The 15841-nt window shown below is 41.9% G+C and carries 14 protein-coding genes; 5 read left to right on the top strand and 9 right to left on the bottom strand.

Annotated features, from left to right (window positions below; translation table 11 throughout):
• Positions 1-56: 56 nt before the first annotated feature.
• Positions 57-1175, top strand: a complete 1119-nt coding sequence (ytvI, locus tag M1D84_RS05765) for a sporulation integral membrane protein YtvI (protein WP_024424792.1) — start codon at positions 57-59, stop codon at positions 1173-1175.
• Positions 1176-1201: 26 nt separating this feature from the next.
• Here the strand turns inward: ytvI and M1D84_RS05760 are convergent, their stop codons facing one another.
• From M1D84_RS05760 to dnaE, 7 genes are all read right to left on the bottom strand, one after another.
• Entirely contained in the window at positions 1202-1591 is a 390-nt protein-coding gene (locus M1D84_RS05760) for an FxsA family protein (RefSeq protein WP_024424793.1), read from the bottom strand.
• Positions 1592-1690: 99 nt separating this feature from the next.
• Complete coding sequence (gene pyk / locus M1D84_RS05755) at positions 1691-3451, bottom strand: pyruvate kinase (protein WP_024426143.1); 1761 nt, start codon at positions 3449-3451, stop codon at positions 1691-1693.
• A 27-nt stretch (positions 3452-3478) separates the two neighbouring features.
• Entirely contained in the window at positions 3479-4438 is a 960-nt protein-coding gene (gene pfkA, locus M1D84_RS05750; RefSeq protein WP_024424794.1) for a 6-phosphofructokinase, read from the bottom strand.
• Positions 4439-4779: 341 nt separating this feature from the next.
• Positions 4780-5757 carry an acetyl-CoA carboxylase carboxyl transferase subunit alpha gene (gene accA, locus M1D84_RS05745; RefSeq protein WP_024424795.1) on the bottom strand — a complete coding sequence of 326 codons (978 nt, stop codon included), beginning with the start codon at positions 5755-5757 and terminating at the stop codon, positions 4780-4782.
• Positions 5742-6617 (bottom strand): acetyl-CoA carboxylase, carboxyltransferase subunit beta, encoded by an 876-nt coding sequence (gene accD, locus M1D84_RS05740; RefSeq protein WP_024424796.1) that lies wholly within the window; start codon positions 6615-6617, stop codon positions 5742-5744. The genes accA and accD overlap by 16 nt, the downstream gene beginning before the upstream one ends.
• Positions 6618-6920: 303 nt before the next feature.
• On the bottom strand, positions 6921-8153 hold the full coding sequence (locus M1D84_RS05735; RefSeq protein ID WP_025092260.1) for an NAD(P)-dependent malic enzyme: 1233 nt from the start codon (positions 8151-8153) through the stop codon (positions 6921-6923).
• A gap of 141 nt (positions 8154-8294) precedes the next feature.
• Positions 8295-11630, bottom strand: a complete 3336-nt coding sequence (dnaE, locus tag M1D84_RS05730) for a DNA polymerase III subunit alpha (protein ID WP_458106427.1) — start codon at positions 11628-11630, stop codon at positions 8295-8297.
• 137 nt (positions 11631-11767) lie between these two features.
• Between dnaE and M1D84_RS05725 the strand changes: the two genes are divergently transcribed.
• The 3 genes from M1D84_RS05725 (at position 11768) to M1D84_RS05715 (ending at position 12903) form a co-directional block, all read left to right on the top strand.
• Positions 11768-12109 carry a YtrH family sporulation protein gene (locus tag M1D84_RS05725; RefSeq protein ID WP_024424798.1) on the top strand — a complete coding sequence of 114 codons (342 nt, stop codon included), beginning with the start codon at positions 11768-11770 and terminating at the stop codon, positions 12107-12109.
• Positions 12106-12609, top strand: a complete 504-nt coding sequence (gene ytrI / locus M1D84_RS05720) for a sporulation membrane protein YtrI (RefSeq protein WP_003216226.1) — start codon at positions 12106-12108, stop codon at positions 12607-12609. The genes M1D84_RS05725 and ytrI overlap by 4 nt, the downstream gene beginning before the upstream one ends.
• A gap of 108 nt (positions 12610-12717) precedes the next feature.
• Positions 12718-12903, top strand: coding sequence for a hypothetical protein (locus tag M1D84_RS05715; protein ID WP_003216400.1), 186 nt, complete (start codon positions 12718-12720; stop codon positions 12901-12903).
• 52 nt (positions 12904-12955) lie between these two features.
• Here the strand turns inward: M1D84_RS05715 and M1D84_RS05710 are convergent, their stop codons facing one another.
• Positions 12956-13897 carry a DHH family phosphoesterase gene (locus M1D84_RS05710; protein ID WP_024424800.1) on the bottom strand — a complete coding sequence of 314 codons (942 nt, stop codon included), beginning with the start codon at positions 13895-13897 and terminating at the stop codon, positions 12956-12958.
• Between the two features lie 147 nt (positions 13898-14044).
• Here M1D84_RS05710 and M1D84_RS05705 point away from each other — a divergent pair, with 147 nt between their 5' ends.
• Positions 14045-14347 (top strand): YtpI family protein, encoded by a 303-nt coding sequence (locus M1D84_RS05705; protein WP_003216665.1) that lies wholly within the window; start codon positions 14045-14047, stop codon positions 14345-14347.
• A 37-nt stretch (positions 14348-14384) separates the two neighbouring features.
• Here M1D84_RS05705 and M1D84_RS05700 read toward each other — a convergent pair whose 3' ends face one another.
• Complete coding sequence (locus tag M1D84_RS05700) at positions 14385-15707, bottom strand: CBS domain-containing protein (protein ID WP_024424801.1); 1323 nt, start codon at positions 15705-15707, stop codon at positions 14385-14387.
• Positions 15708-15841: the final 134 nt, after the last annotated feature.

Here is a 15841-nt window from a genome sequence, read left to right as displayed (position 1 = left end):
TAATCTTTTTGAATAAAATGAAGTATCGGACATGCTTGTTTTTTGGAGGGGATTGTGTGAATCACGCCTATGTGGCCATTTTTCTGCGAAGTTTGATGATGATCAGCATTGCTGTTTTTGCGGTTGTCTTTTTATATCAGTCTTTTCCGTTTTTATATCCTTTTTGGATCGCCCTTATTGTGTCTTGTTTGATTCATCCTGCCGTATGCAAAATCGAAGAGATCACCGGAATGCCGAGAGGATTTGTTGTGGTCATTGTGCTCTTGCTCTTTTTAGTTGCAGCTGCCGGCTTAATGACGCTTTTAGTTGCGGAAATCATTTCAGGAAGTGCTTATTTGGCAAAAGTGCTGCCTGGCCATCTTGATCAAATGATTGGTATTGTAGAGCAATTTTTCACAGACAAGATTCTGCCTTTATATCATGATATGACGGCCCAATTTAATACGCTTCAAGCAGGTCAAAAGGAATCGATTTTGGGACAAATTCAAGCACTCGGTGATGAAGCGGCCGCAAAAATCGGGACTTTTCTTTCGAAAACACTCGAGCTTATTCCAGCGTTTTTAGGTCTTTTGCCTGATGCAGCAGCCACTCTGTTATTTTCTGCTCTCGCAACTTTTTTTATCACGAAGGATTGGTTTACGTTAAAAACATATGGCTCACGTATCTTTCCCGCAAAATGGATGCAGCATACACGCGCCATTTTATCTGAAATCAAAAAAGCCATTACTGGCTTTATGAAAGCCCAGCTCCTGCTTGTGGCCATGACGATTGGTATTGTATTGATTGGACTCATCATTTTAAAAGTTGAGCACGCCCTTGTGATTGCTTTATGTATTGGGCTCGTCGATTTACTTCCATATATCGGGAGCGGTACTGTTTTTCTACCGTGGATCATTTATTCTGCTATGACAGGAAATCTTTCCCTCGCCATTGGACTGGGCATTTTGTATATTGTCGTCCTCATTCAAAGACAAATATCAGAGCCAAAAGTCTTAAGCAAATCCATCGGACTTAATCCTTTAGCAACGCTTGTAGCGCTATTTGTCGGGTTAAAATGGTTTGGTTTCTTAGGACTTGTGATTGGCCCTGCCTCACTTGTCGTGTGGCAGGCGTTCCGTAATGCAGGAGTTTTCAGAGATATTTATGAGTACATTCGGTATGGCATGCAAAAATAAAAGAGACCTTCAGCCTGAAGGTCTCTTTAACGAATGATCGTGTAGCGGTTACGATTAGACATGTTTCTAAGCCAGCGTTCAAAGAGCGGCTTGATTCCCTTTCTCGTCACCGGAATGAGCAGCAAAGCCCCAATGAGATCCGATAAGAAGCCTGGTATGAGCAGCAGCAGACCGCCGATTAGAATGCAAAAACCATCGACAATCGCTCCCCCTGGCATCTTTCCATATTGCAAATCTCGCTGCACTTTTTGGAAGGCTTCTATACCTTGTTTTCTTGCAAAATAAGCACCTAAGGCACTTGTCAGCACGATGAGCAGCATCGTTGGCAAAATGCCAATAATTTTACTTGAGATTAAAAATAAACTAATTTCCACCGCAGGGAACAGAATTAATAATAGTAGAAAATATTTCTTCAACCATATCACCTCATGGGGTATCTTTCATCGAAAGCTGTTTACTTTTTTTAGTGTAACATAAAAAAAGAGAGGAGTCAGACAACTCCCCTCTTGGATGATTTAAAGGACGCTCGCACGGCCTTTGTAGATCGCTCCGCGTGCTGGATCTACTGTAATCTCTTCGCCTTCTTTTAAAAGTGTCGTGGCGCTGTCAAGACCAACAATCACTGGAATGCCGAGGCTTAGTCCAACAACTGCTGCATGGCTTGTTAAACCGCCTTCTTCTGTGATAAGGGCAGATGCTTTTTCTAAAGCTCCCATCATATCACGATCTGTGCAGTTTGCAACTAGGATCGCACCATCGTACATTTTTTCTTCTGCTTCTTTTCCGCTTTGTGCAATGACAACCGGTCCAAATGCAGATTTACGGCCAATCCCTTGACCTTTCGCAATAATGTCACCGACAACATATACTTTCATTAAGTTCGTCGTACCTGTTTCACCAACTGGCACACCGGCTGTAATCACAATTAAATCGCCGTGTCTTACATAGCCTGTTTCAATAGACTTCTCTACTGCATTCTCAAGCATTTCATCAGTAGACGTCGTTTTTGAGCCGCTCTTTGCAAATACACCGAATACAAGAGATAGCTTTCTCGCAACTGATTCGTTTGCAGTAACTGCTACGATTGGTGCTTTTGGTCTATATTTTGAAATCATTCTTGCTGTATGTCCGCTTTCCGTCGGTGTCACAATCGCTGCTACATCAAGCTTCATTGCTGTATGTGCAACAGATTGACCGATCGCGTCTGTAATACTGACTTCTACTTCTTCGCTTCTGCGAGAAAGAATGGCTTTATAATTTAGTGCTTCTTCTGAACGTGATGCAATGTTATGCATTGTTTGTACGGCTTCTACTGGATATGTTCCTGCTGCTGTTTCACCAGAAAGCATAATCGCATCTGTACCGTCAAAAATAGCATTTGCCACGTCACTTGCTTCCGCACGAGTTGGACGAGGGTTACGCTGCATGCTGTCCAGCATTTGAGTCGCTGTGATGACAGGCTTGCCTAAGCGATTGCATTTTTTGATCAGCATTTTTTGAACAAGCGGTACTTCTTCTGCCGGGATCTCTACACCAAGATCTCCACGCGCAACCATTAAACCGTCAGATACCTCAAGGATCTCGTCGATGTTATCAACACCCTCTTGGTTTTCAATCTTAGGAATGATTTGAATATCAGTCGCATTGTTCTTTTCAAGAAGCTCACGAATTTCAAGAACATCAGAAGCTCGTCTCACAAAAGAAGCTGCGATGAAATCGACGCCTTGTTCAATTCCAAACAGAATATCATTGGCATCCTTTTCTGTAATACCAGGCAGGTTTACACTGACACCAGGTATGTTGACACCTTTTTTGTTTTTGAGTGTGCCTGTATTCATGACTTTTGTGACGATTTCTTTGCGGTCCTTGTTAATTTCTTTTACTTCTAAACCAATCAGACCATCATCTAATAGAATCGTTGAACCTACTTCTACATCATGAATTAAATCTTCGTATGTCACACTAATTTTTTCCGTATTTCCAACAATGTCTTCCATACTCACGATAAGATCAGCACCAGCGACTAGCTCAATTGAGCCGTTTTCAACTGTACGTGTACGGATCTCTGGACCTTTTGTATCTAGAAGGATCGCAATGTCCTTGCCTAATGTTTTACCTGCTTTACGTATGTTTTCAATGCGTGCACCATGCTCTTCAAAATCTCCATGGGAGAAGTTTAGTCTGGCTACATTCATTCCTGCTTCAATCAATTCAGTCAGCTTTTCAATGCTTTCACTTGCTGGACCGATTGTACAAACGATTTTTGTCTTTCTCATTACTGTTCCTCCTAAGGTCTTCTCGTTTTATATAGAGAGCTCTTGTGAAAGTCGGTACATATTTTTATCGACTGTATGTTTTTTATCTAAGATTTCTAAAATATCGTGATGAACGAGTTCATTGCTTTGAATGCCTACACAGCGTCCGCCTTGTCCTTCAAGAAGAAGCTCGACTGCATATGCTCCTAAACGGCTTGCCAGTACACGGTCAAACGCACTCGGAGAACCTCCGCGCTGAATATGCCCTAAGACAGATACACGTGTTTCAAGGCTTGTCTCCTCTTCAATCCGCTTACCAAATTCAACACCGCTGCCTACGCCTTCTGCAACGATGATGATACTATGCTTCTTGCCGCGTTCGTGACCTCTTCTTAACCTAGCAATAATTTCGTCCATGTCATAGTCTGCTTCAGGAATCAAAATAGATTCGGCTCCGCCCGCAAGACCTGACCAAAGGGCAATATCACCAGCATGTCTTCCCATTACTTCCACTACGTATGTACGTTCATGAGATGTGGCTGTATCACGAATTTTATCAATGGCATCAATGACAGTATTCAGTGCTGTATCAAAGCCAATAGTAAAATCAGTACCTGGAATATCGTTGTCAATCGTGCCTGGAACACCTACACATGGAAAACCGAGCTCTGTTAATTTCTTTGCTCCCATAAATGACCCGTCTCCACCAATGACTACAAGTCCTTCAATACCGAATTTTTTTAAGTTTTCAATTCCCTTTTCACGACCTTCAACTGTCTTGAATTCAGGACATCTTGCCGTGTAAAGTTTTGTTCCTCCACGATGAATGATATCGCCTACTGAACCTATTTCGAGTTTCTCAATTTTACCGTTAATTAGACCTGAGTATCCATTATAAATACCGTAAACTTCAACATTATGGTAAATTGCTTTCCTTACAACTGCGCGCACAGCTGCATTCATTCCTGGGGAATCCCCACCGCTTGTTAAAACTCCTATACGCTTCATCTTTTTCACCTCAGAGACCATATATGAATTAAACATACCATTTCCACTGCTTGAAAACAATCATGAGCAAATTTGGATGTTTTCAATACGAATTTCTAAAACCGTACTTATTATACAATTAAATAAACCGTTTTTAAACAAAAGTTAAGAACGTAATGAAAGCAAATCTCTCTGAAATCTGTAAAGGCAAGTGCTATAAACCTTGTCATGTCAAGGTTTTCAGACGTTTCAAATTTTATGAAAACAAAAGAAAATTATTTTCAAATAGCGCTTACATGAAGACGGTTTTCATGAAAAAAGATGAAAAAAATAAACGCCAGCCAAAAAGGCTGTACGTTTATTTAGTTTACCCCAATATATTGATTTTCAATCGAGACTTTCCCGATTGCTTTGTATTTTTCATATCTTTGTTCGACTAGTTCTTCAGGCGTTAGTTTGAGCAAAGATGTAAGTGACTGTTTTAATGTTTTTTCCATGTAAGCTGCTTGTTGTTTCACGTCTCGATGTGCTCCACCTTGCACTTCTTTAATAACATCATCTATAATATCTAATTCTTTTAGGTCTGGAGCGGTAATTTTCATTGATTCTGCAGCTTTTTTCGCAAGTGATGAGTCCTTCCAGAGCAGTGCTGCTGCACCTTCAGGTGAAATCACTGAATATGTTGAGTTTTCTAGCATGAATAGGTGGTTTCCTACGCCTAAGCCTAGTGCGCCGCCGCTTCCGCCTTCTCCAATGACAATACAGACAACTGGTACACGAAGTCCTGCCATTTCGAATAGGTTTTTCGCAATTGCTTCACTTTGTCCGCGCTCTTCAGCTGCTTTACCAGGATAAGCTCCTTTTGTATCAATAAAGCAAATGATCGGGCGATTAAATTTATCTGCTTGTTTCATCAAGCGCAGCGCTTTACGGTAGCCTTCTGGATGAGGCATTCCGAAATTACGGCGCAAGTTTTCTTTTGTATCTTTACCGCGCTGATGGCCAATAACCGTGACAGGAAGCCCTTTAAACGTGGCAATTCCTCCAACGATCGCTTCATCATCACCATAAAAACGGTCACCGTGACATTCGAAAAAGTTGTCAAACAGCTCTTGAATGTAATCGAGAGTTGTTGGGCGCATCGCATGCCGAGCAATCTGCACTCTGTCCCACGGCTTTAAATTTGTATAAATGTCTGCTTCAAGCTTACTCAGACGTGTTTCAAGGCGCTCAATTTCTGCACTTAAATCCATTTCTGAGTTTTGTGTGAACTTTTTCAGTTCATCAATTTTCGCTCGAAGTTCAATGACAGGTTTTTCAAATTCTAATTCTCCAGCCACTCTCGTTCACCTCCTGTGCTGTGTAGTGCTAAGATTCGGCCTAGTGTTTCTTTCATTTCTGCACGATGAATCACAGCATCAAGCTGTCCATGCTTCATTAAAAATTCAGCCGTCTGGAAGTCCTCTGGCAGGTCTTCACGAATCGTTTGTTCAATGATTCTGCGGCCTGCAAAACCAATTAAAGCACCAGGTTCTGCAAAATTGTAATCACCGAGAGACGCAAAACTAGCTGATACACCGCCAGTTGTTGGGTTCGTCATCACAGAGATAATCAAACCTTGATCCTCGCTGAACAGTTTTAATGCTGAACTTGTTTTTGCCATCTGCATGAGACTGAGAATTCCCTCTTGCATTCTCGCTCCGCCAGAAGCAGTAAAGATAATAAATGGCACCTTGTCCGCTTTTGCTTTCTCGATCGCCAGCGTGATCTTTTCACCAACAACGGATCCCATGCTGCCCATACGGAACGTGGCATCCATGACAGCAATCACAGCACTTTGGCCTTCAATTTCACCTTTACCTGTGACAATGGCTTCATTCAAAGATGTTTTTTCTCTGTCTTTCTCAAGCTTTTCTTCGTAGCCTGGGAAACCGAGCGGGTTTGATGAAATGAGGTGCCCGTTAAATTCTTCAAATGTGCCTTCATCTACAAGGCTTTCAATACGCTGTTTTGCATTCATTTGCAAATGTCTGCCGCAATTCATACAAACACGTAAATTTTTATCTAGTTCTTTGGTGAGCATTATTTTTTTACATTGCGGACATTTGGTCATGATGCCTTCAGGCACATCTTGACTTGCCTGTTCAGAGGGTACAGATGCATATTTTTTCTTTTTACTGAAAATATTCTTGATTGACAAATGACTACCTCCCTTTTTGAAGGGTTTTTTCTTTACACGCACATCCACTATTATAGGACATGTCATAACTGTACCGAAACTATTGTACTTTTTTTGTCAAACGCTGTCATCCTTCATTCAATTTTTTCAGTGGGGAATTGATGAGAAATGAGTATGTGTTTGGGGCGCTGAGCAGTTGATATGTTTGAATTGTGAACGTCTACAAAAAAATCTCATTCCGGATGAAAAAATTTTCGCGTAAGAGAGGAAATGGTGCACGTTTTTCTCCAGTTTCAGAAAGAACGTGCACACTTTTCCAGTTGATTATTCGCCGATAATCGTTAATTTTCTTGTTTTTTCAGCGACAGCTTCTGGGTCGACCTTGATTCTTGCAACGCCAGTTTCCATTGCTGCTTTTGCCACCGCTTTTGCTACCGCTGGTGCTACGCGTGCATCAAATGGTGCAGGGATGACATATTCAGCTGACAATTCTTCATCTGAAACAAGAGACGCAATCGCTTCAACAGCTGCGATTTTCATTTCTTCGTTAATGTGAGTTGCACGTACATCTAATGCTCCGCGGAAAATTCCTGGGAATGCCAGTACGTTGTTCACTTGGTTCGGGAAGTCAGAACGGCCAGTTCCTACAACACTTGCTCCTGCTGCATGTGCATCTTCTGGCATGATCTCTGGATTTGGATTAGCCATAGCAAAGATGACAGGATCTTTTGCCATTTTTCCAACCATTTCTTTTGTTAAAGCGCCTGCTACAGAAACCCCGATAAAGACATCTGCGCCTTCAATGACCTCTTCTAATGAACCTTCTTTGCGGTCTTGGTTCGTGAATTTAGCTACTTCGTTTTTCACTGCATTCATACCGTTCGGGCGGCCTTCGTAAATAGCACCTTTCGTATCACACATAATGATATCACGTACACCGAAATGATAAAGAAGCTTGATAATCGCAATCCCTGCTGCTCCGGCGCCGTTTGCCACTACTTTAATTGAAGACATGGATTTTCCAGATAGCTTCAGTGCATTCACAAGTCCTGCTACTGTCACAATCGCTGTTCCGTGCTGATCATCGTGGAAAACTGGAATGTTTGTCTCTTTTTTCAAGCGCTCTTCGATGATAAAGCAGTTAGGCGCTGCAATATCTTCAAGGTTCACACCGCCAAAAGTCGGCTCAAGAAGCTTCACTGTTTCAACGATTTTGTCTACATCGTTTGTTGCAAGCGCGATTGGGAAGGCATCTACGCCTGCAAAACTTTTGAATAATACAGCTTTCCCTTCCATTACTGGAAGAGATGCTTCTGCACCGATATTTCCAAGTCCTAAAACAGCGCTTCCGTCTGTGACAACAGCGACCATATTGCCTTTCATTGTATAATCATACACTTTGCTTGTGTCGTCATAAATATCTTTACATGGTTCTGCAACACCAGGTGAATAAGCCAAGCTCAAGTCTTTCGCATTTTTCACTTGTACTTTTGATTTTGATTCGAGTTTGCCTTGATTCTCTTTGTGCATATGTAATGCTTCTTCTCTTAATGACATGTGATGAACACTCCTTCAAGTGGAAAATGATTTAATGATTTGCTAAGTTGATAAGCACATACTGGCAGTTTTAAATAAACAGAATCTTTAAAATGATAACACAATAGGTGAATTTGTAAAACATATTCAGGCGATTTGTCATCATTTAATCACAACGTTTTGTTCACCGAGCAGCTCTTTTAACTGGAAAATGACAGCATGATCTGCATGAACTTTGTATGCATCTGGAAGTCTCATCGTCTTTTTTTGCTTCTCATAATACAAATAGACATCTGCTCCTCCGCTGTGCATCGAAAGGATTCGTTTTACTTGCTCTAGCAGCTCCTGCGTATGATTCTCTTCTTTCACACGAATGTAGACAGACTCTTTTCTTTTTGCATCCATCTCTTCCAGTAAAGCAGCTTCTTGCACGATGATTTGACTGCTGTCATTTCTGACCTCTACTCTGCCTTCAACATAAAGCATGTTGCCCTCCTCAAGTAAGGGGGACAGCTTTCTAAATTGCTCTGGAAAGACGACGCCTTCCATTTCTCCCGTTTCATCCCCAAATGTAACAAATGCCATCGATTGTCCATTTTTTGTCCGAATCGATTTCACTTTTGTCAAAAGACCACCCATTGAGATTTTACGCTTAATATAGGAAGAAAGTCTGATGATTTCCACTGCACCATTCTCTCTTAAGCGGTCTCGGTACGCTTGTACTGGATGATTTGATAAATATAACCCGAGTGCCTCTTTTTCAAATTGCAGGAGATCAACAAGCGGCATTTCTTCTATCTCCGCATATTTTGGCTTAATGGAGAAGGTTGTATCCCCAAGAAAGTCCAGCTGATCCTCTGGATTTAAAAATGACACGTGGTCTAACGCAATATCTATCGATGCTAATAACGAAGCACGATTGGGATAAAATTCATCCATCGCCCCTGAAAAAATGAGCGCTTCAATCGTTTTTCGGTTGACACTCTTTGGTGATACTCTTGCGCAAAAATCAAATAAATCTTCAAACGGCTTTTCCTGTCTTGCTCTGTATATATCCTTTACAGCTGACACTCCGACATTTTTGATCGCTCTTAAGCTGTAGCGGATCTCCCCTTTTTCAACCGTAAATGGAAACTCACTCTTATTAATAGAAGGCTTCAACACAGATATCCCTTTTTCCTTCGCCTCATAGAAATATTGAGCAATTTTGTCTTCATTTCCAATTACACTCGTTAAAAGACCGCACATAAAATATAACGGATAATGCGCTTTTAAATAAGCAAGCTGAAAGCCAATCATGCTATATGCAACAGCATGGCTTCTATTAAAACCATAGTTTGCAAATTTGACGATTAAGTCATAAACGTCATTTGCAATGTTAACAGGATACTCCTTTTTTAGGCATCCTTCAACAAAATGGCTTCGCTCTTCATCCAGGACCTTTTTATCCTTCTTTGAAACAGCTCTTCTTAATAGATCTGCCTCGCCCAGCTGAAATCCAGCCATTTTCGCTGCAATCAGCATGATTTGCTCCTGATAGACGATGACCCCATATGTATCCTTTAATATGTCATACAAATCAGGATGAGGATAAGAGACTTTGACTCTGCCATGCTTTCGGTCGATAAAAAGCGGGATATTTTCCATTGGACCTGGACGATAGAGAGCATTGACCGCCACGATATCTTCTAAACTAGACGGCTTCAGGCGCCTCAGCACCTGACGCATCCCCTGTGATTCAAGCTGGAATATTCCAGTTGTATCTCCTGCGGATAACAATTCAAACGTTTTCTGATCCTCATATGAAATGTCACTAAAGTTAATGTGGACGTTTTCCTGTCTTTCAATCTGGTTTTTAATGGATTCAATTAATGTTAAGTTTCTTAGTCCTAAGAAATCCATCTTTAACAGTCCGAGATCTTCTAAATAATTCATCGCATACTGCGTTAAATACACACCTTCATGGCCGTCTTGAATGGGAACGACCTCTGTCAGCGGTTCCTCGCTCAGCACAACGCCAGCTGCATGTGTCGAGGTGTGTCTTGGCAAGCCTTCTACCTTTAAAGCAGTTTGGAAGACCTTTCGAAGCTCATCGGATTGCTGAAGCATCGTTTTTAATTCAGAAGATGCAGTCACCGCTTCTTTCAGCGTCGTTCCTGGCTTTGATGGAATCAGCTTGGCAAGACGGTCCGCTGCCTTTGAATCAATTCCCATCACACGTCCAACATCCCTTAAAGCAGCTTTTGCTGCCAGTGTTCCAAACGTGACAATTTGCGCCACATGCATATCTCCGTATTTGTCTTTTACATAAGAAATGATTTCATCTCTTCTCGTGTCGGGGAAATCAATATCAATATCTGGCATGCTGATTCGCTCTGGATTTAAGAAGCGCTCAAATAAAAGACCGTGACGGATCGGATCGACATCCGTAATAAACAGAACGTATGCAACAAGTGAACCCGCTGCTGATCCCCGCCCAGGGCCTGTGACAATTCCTTTGTCATGCGCATATTTCATAAAATCCCACACAATGAGAAAATAATCACTGAAATTCATTTTTTGGATAATGCTCAGCTCATATTCAAGCCTTTTGACATACATGTCATTTGAAGCAAGCTTTCTTTGCTTCATCCCTTCTGCGCACACTCTGCGTAAAAACTGATCTGCTGTTGATTGATCAGGAGTCGGGTAAGATGGGAGTTTTGTCTGCCCAAGATTTAAATCAACTTCACAGCGGTTTGCAATCTCCACCGTTCTTGTCAGCAGCTCTTGATCATCTCTATACCATTCCAACATTTCTTCAAAGGATCTGAAATGCTTTTCTCCTCGGTCTTCCTCTATCTCTGAAAGCTGCTTACCTGCTTTGATCGCTTTTAAGCACGTATAAGCCATTTTGTCTTCTCGATTGATATAGTGAACATCACCCGTCGCAACAAGAGGAATGTCTGTACTTTGTGAGACGTCCCGCAGTTTGCCGGCGAGCGATTCGTCCTGCTGAAATGGCTGAAGTGCGATATACACATGTCCCTCGCCGAATATATGCTTCAATTGGTTGGCAGCTTCACGTGCTTCTTCTAACTGATCATGCTGCAAAAGCGTTTCAATATACCCAGATGCGCCTGGTGTGATGGCAATGAGCCCGCGGTGATAGCTTTTGAGCCATTTCTCTTTCAATCCGGCTTTTGATTTTGATTTCAGCACACTGCTGATTTTGATTAGGTTTTGATAGCCTTCATTGTTTTTTGCAAGGAGTACCAAGGGATAAGCCTCTGTCTCTTGTTCATCTATGAAGACAGAAGCTGTTAAACCGATAACCGGCTTGATGCCATGTTTTTTACATTCCTTATAAAATTCAACCGTGCCATACATCACATGGTCATCGGTAAGAGCGAGCGCCTTGCAGCCAAGTTCTTTTGCTTTCAGCACAAGCTCCTTTACTTTAGCTGCACTGCTTAATAAGCTGTATCCACTGTGGACCTGAAGATGAACATAAGACATGCTTAATCCACTCCTTTCGTCTAAAGTCATTCTTTCATTATAAAACGCGATGCGATGAGAAACAAATGTTCTTTCTTTTCTGTCCGTTCATACTTGTCCAGCATACGCCATATATTGAATAGAGTGAGGTGGACAAAATGGATGTGAAGGAAGCTTTTATACCGAATTTTATCAGCTGTTATTTTATCGCCCTAGGGGTCATCTTGGGTGGTGCTATCATAGGCGGTGTTGGTGCGTATTTATCTGGTCAGCCGCCTTTATCCATTATTACTAGTCTTGCCAACCGTTTAAAGATTTGGGCGCTTGTCGCCGCTATCGGCGGAACATTTGATGCTGTTTATAGCTTTGAACGAGGCATTTTCGAAGGAAACACGCGTGATATTTTCAAGCAGATTTTATTAATTATCTCTGCCATGGGCGGTGCACAAACGGGGTATCTCATTATTACGTGGCTCACCCAGGAGCATGTGTCATCATGAGGGTGCCGGAGCTGTATAAACGCCCAGGCTGGCAGCGTTTTTTTGCAGGAATGATGTTTGGTGCGATTGTAAGCTGGCTTATTTTTCTCTTTACATACGGAACCTTTCAGGAAAAGCAAGTGACACTGCTGAGAAGCCAGCAGCATCATATGGACAGTCTGAAAGAACAAATCACACTCTATCGGGAAGATTTGCATAAGTTAAATGAGGATAATAAGAAGCGGCTGCTGATCCAAAGCGTAGATGTTCATCTCGTGAATCGTGAGCAATATAAAATCCCAGAGCCAGATACGCTAAAGTTTGAAGATCAGGTCAAGGAGGATATCTCAGAAGTCATTACAAAAGATATTGAAAGTGTCTATAAAACAAAGGAATTACTAAAACGGACAGTGGAAAATAAAGAATATACCATTCGGGAAAAGGCATATCGCGCGAAAGTGACAGAGCTGACAATTTATACGAAGCTTTCACTTGAAGTACGTATTTCATTTGCTGAATAAAGAGGTTGTGGAATTTTTATGAATTTCTGCCCTCAATGATCGCTTTTCACGCTTCATTTTTATACACTAAAAGTAGAACGAGATCTTAAATAGAAAGAGGTGAGGACAATGGAGGTTTACAGCTATCGTCAAATGGCACGAGACAAAGCAAGCCGGATCAAAGACGGCATGTGTGCTTATGCTGAGACAGAAATGATGGCTCATTTAATTAAAAAAGAATTAAAGCATCAAAATCTCCAAGCCTATGAAGATTCAACAGACATCGGCTGCTGGTTTATCCCTGTATGCAAGTAACCCTTTTCTCCATGACAAAAAAAGAGAGAAGGGACTTCACATCCCTCCTCTCTTATGATGATGATTTACATACTTCCTCTAAATCACGCAAAATCTCATCTGCTACTGCCCAATCATAAATGGACGCACCGGCTGCAAGCGGGTGGCCGCCTCCATGATATTTTTTCGCAATGGTGTTAATGACGACGCCTTTAGAGCGGAATCTCACACGAATCTGATCGTTTTCTTCCACAAAAAAGACCCATGCCTTAATGCCTGCAATATTCCCTAGTGTCCCAACAAGCTGTGAGGCCTGCTGCGCTGTTGTTTGGAACGATTCCAAAATTTCACGCTTAATGAAAACAGATGCAACCCCGTTCTCTGACAAAGAAATATGTTGAAAAATATAGCCATTTAATTTCACGACATTCAAATCTGTCTCATACAATTGATTGAAAAGATCTGAAGATGAAAATGGATATTCGATAAGCTCCCCTGCATATTTGAGTGTCTTTTTCGTTGTGTTTGGGAAAAGGAAGCGGCCTGTGTCTCCTACAATGCCGGCATAGATCAATTCAGCTGCCTTTGTATTCAGCTGATATCCTTCTTCTTTCCCCTCTAAGTACAATTCATAAATCATCTCGCTCACAGAGCTTGCCTCTGTATCCACCCAAAGCAAATCACCATAAGGATCTTCATTCGGGTGATGGTCGATTTTCATCAGCTTATCACCCATTAAATAGCGCTGATCATCGATTCTTGCTTGATTGGCCGTATCACAGACAATGACAAGGGCCCCTTTATACACGTCATCTGGTACCTCATCGAGTTCATATAAAAATGAAAGGGATGGCTCAGGCGTTCCTGTCGCATAAATATTTTTTTCTGGATAGGTGGCACGCAAGATTTCCGTAAGGCCGCACTGCGATCCATACGCATCAGGATCTGGTCTTACATGTCTATGGATGATGATGGTGTCATATAATGATATGGTTCTAATCAGTTCTTTTTTCATAAAAACTCCTTCTCATGCGATACTCTTTTTATTATTAAATCATAATCTATCGTGACGGAAAAGTGAGGGATAGACAATTTATTCTAGTAAGCAAGCCTATTTACGTTTAAAATAGGGTTGTAACCACTTACAATGGAGGCTTGGCACATGCTTGTTTTGATTGTGTTTATTATTTGTTCTGCCATGTTTTATTTATACTACAAAGCAAAAAATGTCCGTACGAACCGGCCAGTCGAGAAAAAATTCTGGTCGGCGAAATCCAGTATGGCCCTTGGCTGCTTTGTCCTGCTCTTCGGTGTGAATCAATTATTTTTAAACCGCTCGTCACTCGCATTTGTCATCGGATTTATTTTTGTTGCTGTTGGTATCGGCAGTACGTGGGCTGGGTATAAAGCCTACAAGCATTACCTTCCGCTCTTTTTAAAGGAAGGCGAAAAAGATCATGCGTAATAAGGAAAGGGGCGACATGAGTTCGCCCTTTTTATCATTATCCTCTTTCCATCAGCTGCACCATCAGCATCGCTTTGCCTACGATATTCGATTGGTGATAAACCTCCACTTCCAGCTTTCCAAACTTGCGTCCTACTTCTAAAATATTCGGCTTAATCTGGATGGTGGATTCCATTTGGACCGGCTTTAAGAAATAGACAGAGAGACTCTCGACGATCAGTTCGCCCTTTTTATGAGATTTTAAGAAGCGGTTGGCAGATTCGATTAAAATTTGTGTGAACACCCCATATGAAATATTTCCAAGCTGGTTCGTCATTTGCGGGGTAACCTCGTATTGATAAACCGCATCCGCTTTTGGTTTCTCTGTATCGGCTTCTTTAAATCCTCTTGAGACAACATCATCCAGCTTTTCTCCGACCTGCGGCTGCTTTTGAATCATTTGGAGCGCCTTGAGCACATCCTGACGGCTGATCATACCGATCAGCTTCGCATGATCATCCACAACTGGCAGCACCTCAATGCCTTCCCACACCATCATTTGTGCAGCAGAGGCGACAGATGTCTTGCCAATGACCGTCAGCGGATTTTTCGTCATTACTTTTTCAATCGGTGTGGAGCGGTCATGCCCCGCAATATCCTTTGAGGTGAGGATTCCGTGAATCTTCATTTGATCATCTGCGACCGGGAAACGGCCGTGGCCAGTTTCATAATTCTTTTCATACCATTTTTCAAGCTTATCCTCTGGTGATAAATACACGGTGCGTTCAATCGGCGTTAAAATATCTTCTACAAGCACAATTTCTTTTTTAATTAATTGGTCATAAATGGCTCTGTTAATGAGAGCCGCTACGGTAAATGTATCGTAGCTTGTCGATAAAATCGGCAGCTCCAGCTCATCTGCGAGCTGAATGATTTCATCATCTGTTGAGAATCCGCCTGTGACCAGCACAGCCGCCCCTGCCTCTAATGCCTGCCTATGGGCATTGATCCGGTTTCCGACGATGAGCAGGTTGCCAGCAGCCGTATAGCGCATCATTGCGTCCAGCTCCATCGCTCCGATAACAAATTTATTTAACGTTTTATGTAAGCCGGCGCGTCCTCCAAGGACCTGACCATCAATAACATTGACCACTTCTGCATATGTGAGTTTTTCAATATTTTCTTTTTTCTTTTGTTCAATTCGAATGGTGCCGACTCGTTCAATGGTACTGACGAATCCTTTATTTTCAGCATCTTTGATGGCCCTGTAAGCGGTACCTTCACTCACTTTCATTTCTTTCGCTATGCGCCGGACAGAAATTTTCTCTCCGACATCTAATGAATCAATATACGATAAAATTTGCTCATGCTTTGTCGCCAATCCCGTTCACCCTTTTTGTTTTCAGCGTTTTCATCTATGTTTCATTATAAGGGCAGGAGGCTTTTAATAGCAATTTGTCTTTTCTTTCGGCAGATGAAGGCAAATAAAAAAAGCCGGCATTTGTGTGCCAGCTT

Source organism: Bacillus sp. PK5-006, assembly GCF_054161415.1.
This window is presented reverse-complemented; position numbering and strand designations above follow the sequence as displayed.